13 protein-coding genes are annotated in these 14,281 nt (G+C 68.7%); 5 read left to right on the top strand and 8 right to left on the bottom strand.

The features are described from left to right. Window positions 1-9: 9 nt before the first annotated feature. The gene (locus tag ABZV44_RS44690) at window positions 10-1,137 is read right to left on the bottom strand and encodes a metallophosphoesterase (RefSeq protein WP_354851224.1); all 1,128 of its coding nucleotides are present in this window, start codon (window positions 1,135-1,137) and stop codon (window positions 10-12) included. Between the two features lie 122 nt (window positions 1,138-1,259). Here ABZV44_RS44690 and ABZV44_RS44685 point away from each other — a divergent pair, with 122 nt between their 5' ends. Further along, window positions 1,260-1,736: an Lrp/AsnC family transcriptional regulator gene (locus tag ABZV44_RS44685; protein WP_354851221.1), complete on the top strand. Its 477-nt coding sequence runs from the start codon at window positions 1,260-1,262 to the stop codon at window positions 1,734-1,736. A gap of 15 nt (window positions 1,737-1,751) precedes the next feature. On the opposite strand, the gene ABZV44_RS44680 is transcribed toward ABZV44_RS44685, so the two are convergent. Together ABZV44_RS44680 and ABZV44_RS44675 are read right to left on the bottom strand one after the other, a co-directional pair. Next, complete coding sequence (locus ABZV44_RS44680; protein WP_354851218.1) at window positions 1,752-2,405, bottom strand: metal-dependent phosphohydrolase; 654 nt, start codon at window positions 2,403-2,405, stop codon at window positions 1,752-1,754. A 74-nt stretch (window positions 2,406-2,479) separates the two neighbouring features. Beyond that, window positions 2,480-3,055 (bottom strand): TetR family transcriptional regulator, encoded by a 576-nt coding sequence (locus tag ABZV44_RS44675; RefSeq protein WP_354851215.1) that lies wholly within the window; start codon window positions 3,053-3,055, stop codon window positions 2,480-2,482. A 56-nt stretch (window positions 3,056-3,111) separates the two neighbouring features. Here ABZV44_RS44675 and ABZV44_RS44670 point away from each other — a divergent pair, with 56 nt between their 5' ends. Beyond that, the gene (locus ABZV44_RS44670) at window positions 3,112-4,101 is read left to right on the top strand and encodes an SMP-30/gluconolactonase/LRE family protein (RefSeq protein WP_354851212.1); all 990 of its coding nucleotides are present in this window, start codon (window positions 3,112-3,114) and stop codon (window positions 4,099-4,101) included. Here ABZV44_RS44670 and ABZV44_RS44665 read toward each other — a convergent pair. After that, on the bottom strand, window positions 4,098-5,582 hold the full coding sequence (locus tag ABZV44_RS44665) for an MFS transporter (protein WP_354851209.1): 1,485 nt from the start codon (window positions 5,580-5,582) through the stop codon (window positions 4,098-4,100). The two genes, ABZV44_RS44670 and ABZV44_RS44665, sit on opposite strands and share 4 nt — an antisense overlap. Before the next feature lie 52 nt (window positions 5,583-5,634). Beyond that, on the bottom strand, window positions 5,635-6,843 hold the full coding sequence (cobA, locus tag ABZV44_RS44660) for a uroporphyrinogen-III C-methyltransferase (protein WP_354851267.1): 1,209 nt from the start codon (window positions 6,841-6,843) through the stop codon (window positions 5,635-5,637). A gap of 209 nt (window positions 6,844-7,052) precedes the next feature. Here cobA and ABZV44_RS44655 point away from each other — a divergent pair, with 209 nt between their 5' ends. Next, window positions 7,053-8,015, top strand: a complete 963-nt coding sequence (locus ABZV44_RS44655) for a hypothetical protein (protein WP_354851206.1) — start codon at window positions 7,053-7,055, stop codon at window positions 8,013-8,015. Here ABZV44_RS44655 and ABZV44_RS44650 read toward each other — a convergent pair. Beyond that, the gene (locus ABZV44_RS44650; protein WP_354851203.1) at window positions 8,005-9,360 is read right to left on the bottom strand and encodes a DoxX family protein; all 1,356 of its coding nucleotides are present in this window, start codon (window positions 9,358-9,360) and stop codon (window positions 8,005-8,007) included. The genes ABZV44_RS44655 and ABZV44_RS44650 overlap by 11 nt on opposite strands. 325 nt (window positions 9,361-9,685) lie before the next feature. Between ABZV44_RS44650 and ABZV44_RS44645 the strand changes: the two genes are divergently transcribed. Continuing rightward, window positions 9,686-10,822: a phosphotransferase family protein gene (locus tag ABZV44_RS44645; RefSeq protein WP_354851200.1), complete on the top strand. Its 1,137-nt coding sequence runs from the start codon at window positions 9,686-9,688 to the stop codon at window positions 10,820-10,822. A gap of 3 nt (window positions 10,823-10,825) precedes the next feature. Then, on the top strand, window positions 10,826-11,938 hold the full coding sequence (locus tag ABZV44_RS44640) for a hypothetical protein (RefSeq protein WP_354851197.1): 1,113 nt from the start codon (window positions 10,826-10,828) through the stop codon (window positions 11,936-11,938). A gap of 143 nt (window positions 11,939-12,081) precedes the next feature. Here ABZV44_RS44640 and ABZV44_RS44635 read toward each other — a convergent pair whose 3' ends face one another. Next, entirely contained in the window at window positions 12,082-12,444 is a 363-nt protein-coding gene (locus ABZV44_RS44635) for a hypothetical protein (RefSeq protein WP_354851195.1), read from the bottom strand. Between the two features lie 892 nt (window positions 12,445-13,336). Beyond that, window positions 13,337-14,281: DUF222 domain-containing protein (locus ABZV44_RS44630; RefSeq protein WP_354851192.1), on the bottom strand; the 945-nt coding region annotated here is incomplete at its 5' end.

Here is a 14,281-nt window from a genome sequence, read left to right as displayed (position 1 = left end):
CGGCCGGAATCAGTTGGGCCGGCGCAGGATCAGCACAGTGATCTCGCTCGGCGCGAACAGGCGCAGCTGCGGACCCCAGAAGCCGGTACCCCGGCTGGTGTAGAGCTGGGTGCGCTCGCCGTGGCGGCTGAGCCCGGCCACCACGGGCTGATCCAGGCGGACCAGGTACCGGAAGGGCCAGATCTGCCCGCCGTGGGTGTGGCCCGAAATCTGCAGGGCCACACCGGCCGACACCGCGTCGGTGACCTGTTTGGGCTGATGGGCCAGCAGGACCACCGGCAGTGCCGGATCGGCGCCGGCCAGGGCCGCTTCGATGTCGGGGCCGTGGCCGGGCAGGCCGCTACCGGTGGGGTCGTCGATGCCCGCCAGCACGAGGCTGTCGCCCTCGCGGGTGATGACCTCGTGCTGGTTGCGCAGCGGCTGCCAGCCCAGGCCGGACATGTGGTCGATCCAGCCCGGTGCGTCGCCGAAGTATTCGTGATTGCCGGTGATGTAGAAGCGGCCGTACTCGGCCTCGACCTTGCCGAGCGGATCGACCTGCGCCCTCCGCTTCTCCACCGAGCCGTCGGCGAGATCGCCCGCGTGACAGGCGATATCGGGACGCAGCGCGTTGACCTCCTCGACCACCCGCTCCGACCAGCGCAACCGATCGGTCGCGGCGTAGTGGGTGTCGGTGACGACCACCAGCCGGAAACCGTCCAAACCCGCACCGAGACCGGGGATCTCGACCTGGACCGTGCGCACGCGCGGCACCCGGCGCGCCTCGTAGATCGCCCAGGCGGACAGCACAATCGACACCGCGAGCACCCCGACGGCCACCACGCGCGAGCGCACCGGATCGTCCACCCCCGCGACCGTAAGAACACCCCGGACCGCGGCGCCGATCACCGACCAGGTGAACACCACCCACATGACGCCCAGCATGGTGTCGCCCACCAGCGACGCCGCGTCGGACTGCCGCGGGCCGTGCCCGAGCAGCATGCCCGCGGGCAGCGCCAGATAGCCGAGCAGGAACACCGCCGACCCGAGCCAGAACCAGGTCCCGGACATCGTCGTGTAGACCAGCAGCCACCAGGGGAGGGCGAACAGGAGCGCGGGAATGCCGAGGAACAGAACCGCGCGCGGAACGTACTTCACGGGAGATCATCCTTGTCGGACCGGAAACCGCCGGACCCGGCGACCGATCCCAACATACCCGCGCGCTCGCGACCGCCGGTCGGGCGTTCGCCCGACCAGCCGCGATGAGGAAGGATGATCTCGTGATCGACCAGAACTCCGGCCGGGGAACTCCGATCCTCGACGACATCTCCAAGCGGATCATCGACCACCTCCAGGAGGACGGGCGACGCGCGTACGCCACCATCGGCAAGGCCGTCGGACTCTCCGAGGCCGCCGTCCGCCAGCGCGTGCAGAAGCTGGCCGATGCCGGGGTGATCCAGATCGTCGCGGTCACCGATCCCCTGCAGGTCGGGCTGTTCCGGCAGGCCATGATCGCCATCACCGTCGACGGGCCGGTGCAGCAGGTGGCCGACATTTTGGCTGCCATCGAGGAAATCAACTATGTGGTGGTGTGCGCCGGACGCTACGACATCCTCTGCGAGGCCGTGTGCCCGGACGACGAAGCCCTGCTCGACCTGGTGTCCAACCGGATTCGCGGGCTGGCCGGGGTCCGGCACGCCGAGATCATGGTGTACCTCAAGCTGCGGAAGCAGACCTACAAGTACGGCACCCGCTGATCGGGGCGCGAACCCTCACTCGGCCCCGGGTTCGCCCGCCGGCTCCGCGGTGAGCGTGGCGAGTTCGGCCGCGAGGTTGGCGCGGGCCGCGGACTCGTAGCGGGACCGGGCGGTGGGCGTGCGGAAAAGCGCGGGCTGCCCGGCGAGCGCCGCCAGCACGGCGGCCCGGCCCGAGCGGAAGAGCGGGTCGGGAACGTGGGCGTACTCGGCGCGGACGGCGGCGGTGTAGGCGGCGTAGGCGGTCGCGTCGGCCGCGAGGATCGCCAGATCGGCATCGCAGAGCACCGCGCCGTTGCGGTCCGACGGGTCCGGATGGTGGCCGCCGGTGAGCCGGACCAGCCGCGCGGCCTCCGCCACCGTGTCCGCGCCGACTCCCAGTGCGGGCAGGGCGGTTTCGGCCAGGCGGGCGCTGGCCTCCTCGTTGTCGGTGCCGTCGACGGCGTAGACCGCGTCGTGGAAGAAGGCGGCGTAACGCACCGCGTCCAGATCCTCCGCGTCGGCGGCCAGATCGTCGATGACCGCCAGCATGGCGGCCAGGTGCTCGACGGTGTGATAGCGGCGGTGCGGCTCACGGTAGCGGCGGACCAGGTCCTCCCCCACCGCGCGTGCCTGCGGCCCGGCCAATTTCGTCCAGCGGTCCAGCAGATCCGCGTCCAGACTCATCCCCATCCGGGCAGTGTGCCCAATCTTCGGTCCGGAGAAAACCCCTCCGGCAGCGTGGTTTTCACCACTGGCTCACAAGGTCAAGCGTCCCCGAGCGTGAGATAGCGCTGAATGGTGGGCCCGATGTCGGCGACGATCTGCTCCGAGCTCAGCGCCACCACCGGCGGCAGCCGTAAGACGTAGCGGCACAGGGCGAGTCCCAGGATCTGGGTGGCGATCAGACCCGCGCGATGCGGTGCGTCGGCCGGATCGCCGAAACGGAGCACGGCCGGCATGAGCTGCTGGGCGAAGATGCGCCGGGTGCGTTCCACCACGTCCTCGTCGGTCAGCGACGAACGAATGAGGGTGAGCAGGATCTCGCTGGTCGGCGGCTGCTCCCACAGCTCCAGGAACCGCGCCGCGAGCAGTGCCCCCAGCGAATCCGGCGCGGCCGCACCGAGATCCGGCAGCTCCAGGTCGACATCCAGTGCGGCGTCGAACAATCCGTCCTTGTTGCCGTAGTAGCGCATCACCATCGACGGGTCGATCCCGGCGTCGGCCGCGATCGCCCGGATGGTCGCCTTCCGGTAGCCGTCCTCGGCGAAGCGGCGCCGCGCCGCCTCCAGAATCGCCGCGCGGGTGGCATCCGACCGCCGCGGCCCCGTCTCCACAGTCATGCCCACAAGTGTAGGCCAACAACTGTTGACTACCAAGGGCCGGGTTACAGTGAGCCATGTCCATGCAGCCCAAGCGCTGGACGCCGCCCAAGGCGACGGCCCGCGCCCACGAAAACCGCAGTGCGCCACCCATGCCGCCCGTACGGCGGCTCGAGGTGCCCGGAGACGGGCCCGAGGATGTGGTCATCGCCCCCGACGGCAGAGTCGTCGCGGGACTCGCGGACGGCACCCTGGTGGCGGTCGACCCGACCGACGGCACCGTCGAGCGGATCGGGCACACCGGCGGGCGACCGCTGGGACTGCACGCGAACCCCGATGGCTCGCTGCTGATCTGCGATGCCAACCGTGGGCTGCTGCGCCTGGACAAGCCGGGCGGGCAGGTCGAGGTGCTGGTGGCCGAGGTCGACGGCGTGCCGCTGAACTTCACCAGCAATGTGGTCGCCGACGGCGACACCGTCTACTTCTCCGAGTCCACCCGGCACTGGTCGCTCGGCGAATACATGGGCGACATGCTCGAGCACTCCGAGACCGGCCGGCTGCTGCGCCGCAATCCCGACGGCAGCGTCGAAACCCTGGTCGACGGGCTGAAATTCGCGAACGGCATGGTGCTCGCCCCGGACCGTTCGTGCCTGCTGGTCGCCGAGACGGGCGGCTACAGCATCACCCGCTACTGGCTGACCGGGCCGAAGGCCGGCACCCACGACTACTTCGCCGAGAACCTGCCCGCCTTCCCCGACAATATGGGCCTCGGCAGTGACGGGCTGGCCTGGGTGGCGCTGGTGTCGCCGCGAAATCCGCTGCTGGACATGCTGCTTCCGCTGCCCGGCGTGCTGCGCCGGCTGGTGTGGGCGATTCCCGAAGCGCTGCAACCGAAACCGGCCCGCACCGTGTGGGTGCAGGCCTTCGACTTCGACGGGAATCTCGTCCACGACCTGCAGCGCGAGGGCACCGACTACGCCATGGTCACCGGGGTCGCCGAACAGGACGGCGCGATCTACCTCGGCAGCCTGACCGAATCGGCGATCGCGGTCACCTCGGTGCCCTAGCTCTTCTGAGCCTCGTCCTGTGCGTGCTGCGCCTGGGCCAGCTGCCCGGGCGTGTACCGCAGCGTCAGCGCCAGCAGGCCCATGACCGCGGTGCCGATGGCGCACACCAGCAGGACGAGGGTGTACCCGCTGCCCAGCGCATCGATCTGACTCGGCGACATCTCGCTCACCTTGCCCGATTTGCCGCCGAGCGCCAGCGTGCGCGACAGGGCGACCGGGCTCAGCACGCCGACCGCGAACGGCGTGCCCATGTTCATGAACATCTGCCCGACCGCCGACAGCGGGCCGATGTGGGCCATGTCCACGCCGACCAGCACGCACAGCGGCAGGATCACGATGGCGGTGCCCACGCAGAAGCCGACGATCGACATCATGACCAGCAGCGTGGGGAAATAGTCGGCCGAACTGTCCAGTGTGGAGCCGAAATACAGCGCGCCCGCCAGCACCAGGGCGGCCGCCAGCAGCAGCCAGCGCGCCCGGACATACATGCACGCCTTGGACGCCACCGCGGTACCGACGCCCGCGCCGAGGGTGAACGGAATGCTGGCCAGACCGGCCTGCAGCGGGCTGTAGCGCAGCACGTTCTGCAGGAACTGCGCGACGAAGAAGGTGGTCGCGCCGAGCACGCCGGAGGTCAGGAAGATGGCGGCGAAGGTGATCACGCGGTCGCGGCTCTTGAACAGCGACCACGGCAGCAGCGGGTTTTCCACATCACGCTCGGCGAAGATGAACACGATCAGCAGGACGAAGCCGCCGATCAGCGCGCCGAGGATGACCGGAGAGCCCCAACCCATTTCGGGCCCCTCGGTCGCGCCGAAGACGATCGACACGCAGGCCAGCGTGCCCAGGATGGCGCCGCGCACATCCATGGACATGCGGTGGTGCGCGGTGTCGCGCAGCTGGTAGATCGCGCCCCAGACGATGAGAATGCCGATCGGCACATTGATCCAGAAGATCCAGCGCCAGTCGACCTGGGTCAGCGCGCCGCCGATGACCAGACCGCCGACCGAGCCGATACCGACCATGGATCCGAAGATGGCGACCGCCTGATTGCGGGCCGGGCCGGGCGCGTAGGTGCTCGCCACCAGCGCGAAGGCGGTCGGCGCGGCAATGGCCGCGCCCGTACCCTGCAGCGCGCGGGCCGCGATCAGCCAGGCCTCGTTCTGCGCCGTGCCGCACAGCGCCGAGGCGACGGTGAACAGCGCGACGCCGAGGATCAGCATCCGCTTGCGGCCGAACGAGTCGCCGAGACGTCCGCCCAGGAGCATGAGGCCCGCGAACGGAAGACCATAGGCCGTGACCGTCCACGCACTGCCCGCGCTGGACAGACCGAGCTGTTCCTGTAGTCGCGGCAGCGCCAGGATCATGACGGTGCCGTCCAGCACGACCATCAGCTGAAGCCCGCTGAGGACGAGAATTGCGAGCCCGAACGCCCGCTTGGTCACCGGATACTGCATCGTCGCAGCGGGGTTATCGAGCACCCGCCCACTGTAATGGATGCACTATCCGGCGAACCGAACTCATTACGCGACGTCAGGAGTTGTCCTGGTCCGGCGCACCCGCGGTGAAGCCCGCGGTCGGGCCGATGACGATGATGGCCGGCGGGCGAATGCCCTCGGCGCGCACCCGCTCGGCGACGGTGGCCAGGTCGGCGCGCAGGATGCGCTGGGTGCGCAGGCTGCCCTCCTGGATGACGGTGACCGGGGTGTCGGCGGCACGGCCACCCGAGATCAGCGCGTCGGCGAACTTCTCGATCCGCTCCACCGCCATCAGCAGCACGATGGTGCCGCGCAGCCGGGCCAGCGCGGGCCAGTCCACCAGCGAATCCGGGTGGTCGGGGGCGACATGGCCGCTGACGACCACGAACTCGTGCGTGACACCGCGGTGGGTGACCGGGATACCGGCCAGGGCGGGCACCGAAATCGCGCTGGTGACACCGGGAACCACGGTCACCGGGATACCGGCGTCGACGCAGGCTTCGAGTTCCTCGTAGCCGCGCCCGAAGACATAGTTGTCGCCGCCCTTGAGCCGCACCACGAACTTGCCCGCCTTCGCGCCCTCGATGAGCGCGGCATTGATGGCCTCCTGCGCCATGGCCCGGCCGTAGGGAATCTTGGCCGCGTCGATGACCTCCACCTCCGGCCCGAGCTCGGCCAGCAGCTCCGGCGGCGCGAGCCGGTCGGCGACAACGAGATTCGCGCGGGCCAGCAGCCGGCGGCCGCGCACGGTGATCAGATCCGGATCGCCGGGGCCGCCGCCGACCAGCGCCACGCCCGGGGTCACGGGGGCCGAATCATCGGTCACCACACCGGATTGCAGGGCTTCCAGCAGCGCGTTGCGCACCGCGGCCGAGCGGCGGTGCTGCCCGCCGGCCAGCACGCCCATCGTCATGCCGTCGTAGCGCGCGGTGGCCGGGGTGACCGCGGTGCCCAGCCGCGCGGTGTCGGCGCGGACGCAGAAAATGCGGCGGCGGGTGGCCTCCGCGACCACGGCCGCATTGGTCCCGGGCTCGTCGGTGCAGGCCATGACATACCAGGCGCCGTCGAGATCGCCGTCGGCGTAGGCACGCAACTCCAGGGTCAGCTGTCCCGAGGTGGCCATGCCCTCGACCGCGGGCGTGGCCTCGCGGCTGATCACGTGCACATCCGCACCGGAGGCGATGAGCAGCCCGAGTCGCCGCTGCGCCACCGTGCCGCCGCCGACCACGACCACGCGGCGACCGTTCAGATCGAGGCCGACCAGGTAGTTCGGATCGCCGGTGTCGACCCGGGACTCGGGAACCGGCTGGTCATCGGGGGTGGCTGCGGGGTTCTGCACAAGGATTCAGGGTACGGCGTGGGCGTCGGCGCACGACAATCGCCCGGCATCCGGGTGGCAATCGATACAGAGTTCACAACGGTCGCGGTCATCTTGCGCATCCAACGCGCCGGCCATTTCTATGCTCAATAGCTATGACACGCAGTGCCGCCGTGCTTGTTCGCTGTTGCCTGCTCGCCGCACTGGTGGTGCTCGGCATTCCCTTCGGAACCGGTCACGCGGACCCGCCGGTCGAGGCCGTCTATGCGCAGCCGGGGCCGTGGGCGGTGACCGAACATCGCGCCTTCACCTGCTGCGACTCCACCGGGGCCGCCTACGACATCTGGTATCCGACCGAGCTGGGGGCCAACGGGTTCCGGCATCCGATCATCACCTGGGGCGACGGGACCAACGCGCACCCGAACCAATACGCGTATCTGCTGCGGCATTTCGCGTCCTGGGGGTTCGTGGTGATCGCCACCGAGAACTCGGCCACCGGGTCGGGGATCGACATCGCGGGGGCGGTCGACCGGCTGCTGTCCCTGGCCGCGGACCCGGACAGCGTCTTCCACGACCGGCTGGACCCGGATGCGATTGGCGCGGTGGGGCATTCGCAGGGGGCGACGGGCGCCCTCAACGCCATGATGCATTCGGGCGGCCGGATCAAGACCGCGGTGCCGATCGAGCTGCCCATCCAGCTGTCGTGCCTCCTGGGCTGGTGCCCCGATACCCACGGACTGGCCGGCGGTTCGATCTTCTTCGTGAACGGTTCGGCCGACACCGTCATCTCGCCGTCCGAGCAGACCTTGCCGCCGACGGCCGTCGGCCTGCAATCACTGCGGGCCTTCTACGACGCGGTGCCCGCCGGTGTCCAGAAGGCGTGGGGCACCCTGGTCGGCCCGAACCACAATGATGTTCAGGGCCAACCGGATTGCGCCGACGCCTCCTGGCCGTGCACCTCCGGCGTCTCCGGCTACCTCGGCTATCCCACCGCCTGGCTGGCCGCCCGGCTGCTCGGCAGGGCCGACGCCCAGCGGGCGTTCGCGGCCGGATCCGGCGAATTCCTCGCCCCGAATCCGGTGTGGACCAATCAGATCAGCGACATCACTACCCCATGACCTTGCCGAAGTTCGCGTCTTCCTGAATCAGGTGCAGGCCACGGCCCTGCCGGAGCGGCAGCTGGCCGAGGTCGACCCGATCGAGCGTGATGGTGACCGGGTGGCCGTCCAGCCGGCCGTCGAGCACCAGCCGGTCCGGTGTCGGTTGCTCATAGCCGAGATCCGCCAGGTCCGTGGTCGCCTGCGCGCCGCGGAGCACCAATCGGTGTGCGCCGGTGTCGACCTGCGCGCCCAGCGGCATCAACTCATCGTCCATGCGTTGTACGACGGCCATCTTCGGCTGGTCGAAAACCAGTCGCCGCCAGCGGCTCTCATCGGTCAGCAGCGGCGGAACCGACCGGCCGTCGCGGGTGAAGTCGGTGACCGTCCAGATGCCGTACAACTCGGATTTCGGGCTGCCACCGCCGTATTCGTGCCAGTTGTCCGCCCCGATCCAGACGTAGCCCGCCGACAACCACACGATCAGCAGCACCTGCGCGGCGGCCGCCCAGCGCCGCGTCCGGCGCGTGCGGAACGGCTCCGGTGTGGCGGCCGGACCGGCGGCCCGGCCGGTCAGCAGCGCGGTGAGCCGCGGCGCCTCGGGCACCAGCAGGACCAGGCAGAGCAGCATCAGATGGAACGACAGCAGCTTCACCGGCACATCGAAGGTCATGTTCAGTACCCACACCTGCGCCATGCTCACCAGGCTCAGCAGCACACCCGCCAGCCGGGTGCGCGGCACCAGCAGCAGCACACCGCCCAGCACCTCGGCGATCCCGAGCAAGGTTTCGTACACCGGTGACACGCCGACCTGACTCCACAGCACACTCATGGGCGCGAAGTCGCCGTACGGGGTCAGCAGCGTGGTGAGCGCGGGCTCGGGCATCTGCGTCGGAATCGCCTTGGCGAACCCGTATCCGAGCATCTGACCGGCCAGGCACACCCGGATGAACAACAGGAACCGCGCGGACAGGAGGTGGTACTCGGTCCGGGTGCGGTCCAGCATCGTCCAGAGCACGGTCCCGGCCGCCGCGATCACGAGCAGGCAGAACACCAGGATCCAGAAGACCGCCTGATCACCGCTGCCCGTGCTGTGTAGCGCCACATCGGTCCCGAAGACGGTGTGGCCCGTCCACTTCACCACGGGCAGGGACACGCTCATCCAGAGGCGGGGCCAGTCGTCCGGGAGCCAGCGTTGCAGCGGTCCCGCGAAGTCGATCAGCATTTGCGGGTAGAAGACGCAGAAGAGCCCGAAGTACAGGAATCCGAAGCGGAAGAGAATGCGTCCGATCGGATTCCAGGACCGTGCGGGTTCGGTGTCCCTCCCCTCCCGCTCGGTCGCGGTGTCGATTGTCTGCACGCTCATGCCCCGTCCCTCACTTCCATTCGGAAGCTTCGACGGTAGGCGGTCCGGCGGCCCGCACGCTTCCGGATTCACCCTGAGCCGACCCGGAATATGCCTGATAGGAACTACTTCTCGAGGCGTACGTGGCAGCACGACCACGACATGGCGACCAAGCCACATCCCGGTCACCGGTACTGGCGAAACGGGTCTCGCCGATCCCCTACCGGAGCTATTTAGAACGCGTTACATTTCACCCAACGTGCCGACCGGACTTACCACAGCGGCGAACCGGCCGCATCCGGTGGCCCGCAGGCACACTCCGCTACACCCGCGCAGGGAGGACCCCATGACTTCGGCCCACGCCGATCCCAACCAGCGGATGGAACTCACGGTTTCCGACCAGAACCTCGATGAACTCGCGACCGAACTCGCGCAGTGGCTCGGGACCAAGGTCGAGGCCGACGAGCCGCCGCAGGTCACCTCGATCACCCGGCCGCAGGCCGGCGGCATGTCCAGCACCACGCTGCTCTTCGACGCCGAGTGGACCGAGCAGGGGCAGGCGGCAGGCGGGTCCTTCGTGGCGCGGCTCGCGCCCGATCAGAGCTCCTTTCCGGTGTTCGAGAACTACGACCTGGCAACGCAGTTCGCGGTCATAGCCGGTGTCGCCGAGGCCACCGACCTGCCGGTGCCGCCGCTGTGCTGGCTGGAAACCGGTTCCGACAATGTGCTCGGCGCACCGTTCTTCGTCATGCGACGCGTGAACGGCCGTGTGCCCGAGGACAATCCGCCGTATGTGTTCATCGGCTGGCTGCACGAGGCCACCCCGGAGCAGCGCTATCAGGTGACCTGCCGGACCATCGAGATCATCGCCAAGGTGCACTCGATTCCCGATCCGGAGCAGCGGTTCCCGATGCTGGCGGGCGAGGGCTCGGCGCTGCGGCGGCACTTCGAGGCCCAGCGGGCATGGTACGACTGGGCGCTCGCCCGCGACGGCTTCCGCATCCCGCTGCTGGAGCGCACCTTCGACTGGCTCGAGGAGAACTTCCCCACCGACACCGGAACGGACGTGCTGAGCTGGGGCGACGCCCGGCCGGGCAATGTCATGTTCGACGAGTTCGATCCGGTCGCGGTGCTGGACTGGGAGATGGCCGCCATCGGCCCGCGGGAACTCGACGTGGCCTGGACGATTCTCATCCACCGGTTCTTCCAGGACATCGCCACGCGGTTCGACCAGCCGGGCCTGGCCGACTACATGCGGCGCGCCGATGTGGAGAAGCTCTACGAGGAGGCCAGCGGGCACGCCGTGCGCGACCTGGACTGGTACCTCATGTACGCCGCGCTGCGGCACGGCATCGTGATGGCCCGCATCCGGCGGCGGATGATCCACTTCGGTGAGGCGACCGACAACGACGATCGCGACGACTACGTGATGCACCGGCATCTGCTGGAAGCCATGCTCGACGGCACCTACTCGTGGGATTGAGAGATGACGCAGAATCAGATCAACTCGCTCGACGAATACCCGATCCACCAGACCCCGCTGTCCATGTCGCGGGTCGGGACCAGTGATCGGAACTTCTACGACCGCAACTACTTCAACGCGCTCGACACCGGCAGTGACACCTTCCTGGTCACCGGTTTCGGCGTATATACGAACCTGGGCGTGACCGACGCGTTCGCGACCGTGCGCCGCGGCGACACCCAGCGGGCCGTGCGGTTCTCCGACGCCCTGGCCGAGCGCAGCCTCGAGCCCAAGGTCGGCGGCTACCGGATCGAGATCGCCGAACCGCTGCAGAAGATCCGCGTGCTCTGCGAACACGAGGACCTGTCCTTCGACCTGACCTGGGAGGGTTCCTTCCCGGCCGTGGCCGAACAGCCGCACACCATCCTCACCGGCGTGCACCGGCCCATCATCGACGCGCAGCGCTTCGCACAGGTCGGAACCTGGTCGGGCACACTGCATGTCGACGGCACCGATATCAGCGTGGACCCGTCCGCATGGTGCGGCACCCGCGACCGCTCCTGGGGGATCCGCCCGGTCGGCGAATCCGATCACCCGGGCCGGTTGGGGTCCGAACCGTCCGAAGGCTTCTGGTGGCTGTACGTGCCGCTGCTGTTCGACGAGTTCTCCATCATCGTCATCGTGCAGGAGGAGCCCAACGGCTTCCGCACGCTCAATGACGCCACCCGGATCTGGAAGGACGGGCGAGTCGAGCAACTGGGCTGGCCCCGTGTGCATCTGACGTACAAGTCGGGCACGCGCATCCCGACGCGGGTGCGCCTGGATCTCACCACGCCGGATGGCAAGCCGCTCGAGGTCGAGGTCGAGGCCGGAACCTTCATGGCCCTCAATGTCGGTTGCGGCTACGGCGGCGACCCCGACTGGCAGCACGGCCAATGGAAGGGCCGCGACTGGTCCGAGAGCAAGCTCTACGACCTGACCGACCCGGCCATTGCCGGACGCATTCCGTTCGGCGTCATCGATCACGTCGGCAAGGCGCGCTGCGGCGACGCCGAGGGCTGGGGACTGTTCGAGCACGGCACCATGGGTCGCCACGATCCGACCGGATTCGCCGATTGGGGTGCTGTCGCACCCTGATCGCGCACAGCCGCAGCCCTCGCCGGCAACCAACCACCCGGTGGGGGCTGCGGCGTGTGGGAGTGATGTCACATGTCGGCAATTCCGGTGGCCTACTGCGGAATTCACTGATCGCGGGCGCCACTGCCCGGATGAGGAAGTGGTCAGGTGGAGGGCCACCAGTAAGTGGCGACCATGTAGAGGCTGAGTAGGAAGCCTGCGATGAAGATCAGGGCGCCGACCGCGAGTGCCCAGGTGGGGCGCCAGCCGTGGCGCAGGGCTATGCGACCGAGCTGCCAGGAGACGGCTCCACCGGCTGCCCAGGTGTACAGGGGGAACGCGCCCAGGCCCAGGATGATCTGGGGTGGGCAGGGGTGCCGCCAGCCGCAGAACTCTGGGATGCCGTCCAGGTCTCTGATGATGAGGAAGGACAGGAAGGCTGTGGCGCAGAAGCCGACGGTGCCCCAGAAACGCCACCACATCAGGAAGCTGCGCCAGCCGTCGGGTACGAGGGTGGGATACGCCACAAGGCAAAAGATAAAGAACAAAACGCAAAAGACAAAAGACCGAAAGACAAAGACGCCTGGAGAAGGGAGGGGGCGGGGTTGGGGACGCGCCTACACCTACCAGCCCGCTCACCTTTGAACCTGCATGTGGGTGTCGCTGCAGCAGGTATTCGCTTGGATCTCGGGGTTGGGGTACCCCCAGGATGGGATGTAGCGAGGAGAAGACCGCTGTGGTTGTTCGGTGTTCGAGGAACTCAGGATGGACTTGCGGTGGGTTCTGTCTGTAGAAGGTGATGCGTGCAGTCTCTGAGCCGGGATCGGCGGGAAACGCTCCCGACCCGGCGTCAGCCCAAGTCCGATAGGGCAGGCGAGGTGACCGCACCTCCCCGTCCCCGCGCACACCAGCCCGACACGAGCAGCCGGGAATCACGCCACCCGAGCACCCCACCTCCAACAACTGGAATCGATCGCAGCCGCGACCCACTGCCCCACGCGATGCCGATCGTTCACCCACACCTCCCCGCGCCCTGCGCACGCCAGCAGGGCACGAGCAGCCGGGAATCACGCGGCCCGCGCACCCCACTTCTGGCAACTGGATTCGACGGCAGCGGCGACCCACTGCCCCACGTGGTGCCGATCGTTCACCCACACCTCCCCGCGCCCTGCGCACGCCAGCAGGGCACGAGCGGCCGGGAATCACGCTGCTCGTGCACCCCACTTCTGGCAACTGGATTCGACGGCAGCGGTGACCCACTGCCCCACGTGGTGGCGATCGTTCACCCGTACCTCCCTGTGCTCTGCGCATGCCAGCAGGGCACGAGCAGCGGCGACCCACTGCCCCACGTGGTGCCGATCGTCCACCCACACCTCCCCGCGCCCTGCGCACGCCAGCAGCACACGAGCGGTCCGGGAATCACGCGGCCCGTGCACCCCACCTCCGGCAACTGGAATCGATGGCAGCCGCGACCTGCTGCCCCACGTGATGTCTGTCGTTCACGCGAGGAATGCCGGTGGGGTCGAGACGTTTCGGGGCAATCCACCCGGTCCGGCCCCGATCCGGGGAATCCTTGCCCATGACAACGGTTTTCCAACCCTCGGCACTGTCGTTGACCAGCGCGTGGCAGTGATCGCAGACCAGGGTCAGATTGGTCAGATCCGTGGGTCCGTCCTTGGCCCAGTCGGTGACATGGTGGACCGCGCACATGCTCGCGGGCGCATCGCATCCCGGGCGGGTGCAGCCCTTGTCGCGGGCGATCAACGCCAGGCGTTGGGCCGGGGTGGCCAGGCGCTGGCAGCGACCCAGGTACAGCGGCAGCCCGTCGGCGTCGAGGACCGCCAGCACCGGGCGGGTCCCCTCGGCCAGCTTCAACGCCTCGTTGATCGAGACGTGGCCGCCCGAGGCGGTGGTCGCGACCCCGGCCCCACGCTCGAGATCGGCGAGGTTCATGGTCAGGATGGCCTGCACCGGCAGGCCACGGTGCGAACCCAGCTTGGCGGGGTCGACGCCGGGCTGCAGGAGCGCGAACAGGGCGTCGTGGGTGCGCTGACCGGCATCGCGACGGTCACGACGCGCGGCCGCCTCCAACACCTTGGAATCGACGACCCTGACCATGGCGGCGACGCTGTCGGCGTCGTCGATGTTGCACATGCCCGGACGCGCGAGCTTGGCGAAGACCGCATCGAGCAAGGCCCGCAGCTCGGGGGTGATCCAGCCCTCGATCCACGACATCCCATCCACCCCGGGACGGCCCAGGATCAGGCCGCGGCGGCGACGGCGGTCGGTGTCGGAGACGACCTTGCCGTCGGGGTCGATGCGGGCGAGGATGTCGCGGCCGATCTTGGGCAGGTCATCGGGCCA

This window comes from Nocardia sp. NPDC004860 (genome assembly GCF_040609015.1).
Taxonomy (GTDB): domain Bacteria; phylum Actinomycetota; class Actinomycetes; order Mycobacteriales; family Mycobacteriaceae; genus Nocardia.
Note: the sequence above shows the minus strand (reverse complement) of the source record. Positions and strands in the feature narration are given on the sequence as shown.